The organism is Candidatus Hakubella thermalkaliphila (assembly GCF_013281975.1).
GTDB lineage: Bacteria > Actinomycetota > Humimicrobiia > Hakubellales > Hakubellaceae > Hakubella > Hakubella thermalkaliphila.
The window spans coordinates 1-698 of sequence record NZ_BLRZ01000412.1 but is presented as its reverse complement, the minus strand read 5'-3'; the positions used below and the strand labels follow the sequence as shown (position 1 = coordinate 698).

The following is a 698-nucleotide window of genomic DNA, read 5'->3' as shown; positions in this document are numbered from 1 at the left end:
CCAGGCGCGCATCACCAAATTTACTATGGGTATTAAAAATTCCCGCCGCTATCTTGACCAGCTTGCCGATATGTCCAGCCAAAAGAACCTCTTTAATCCCCTTCTTTACACATTGCTTAAGCATAAAGCCGGCCTGGTCACCCATCTGAACAATAGCCTGGTCCGGAAGTCCGAGTCTTTCCTTACAGAATCTCTCTCCTATATGCCCTGGAGTTAAAACCACTTTTTTAACTCCGGAGGCCCTGGCCATGTTTAAGAGAAGAGCTAAAGCGGTCTTGTAAGCATCGACTGACTTGGGCTCCACTATTCCCGTCGTGCCCAGAATGGAAAGGCCCCCCACTATTCCCAAACGGGGATTGAAAGTTCGTTTAGCCAACTCCTCACCTTGAGGCACACTGATTATGATCTCAGCACCTTTCCCTTGAGGCACATATTTATTCACCTCTTGATAAATCATCCTTCGAGGAACAGGATTAATAGCATATTCCCCCACGGGAACAGCCAGCCCCCGCTTTGTGACTATCCCGACGCCTTTTCCCCCTTTTATGCTTACTCCCTTCTTATTGGAGAACCTCACTTCGGCATAAATCTTTGCCCCATGGGTGACATCGGGATCACTACCTGCATCTTTAACTATGCCGCACCTGGCAAAATCCTCTCCTACCTCCCGATCGATCAATTCTAAATTAAGTTTCACT

General features: G+C 47.7%; 1 protein-coding gene. It reads right to left on the bottom strand.

The window, feature by feature from the left end:
• Positions 1–698 (bottom strand): cobalt-precorrin-5B (C(1))-methyltransferase CbiD (gene cbiD, locus HW443_RS12480; RefSeq protein ID WP_176238365.1); only part of this gene is annotated, 698 nt, incomplete at both ends.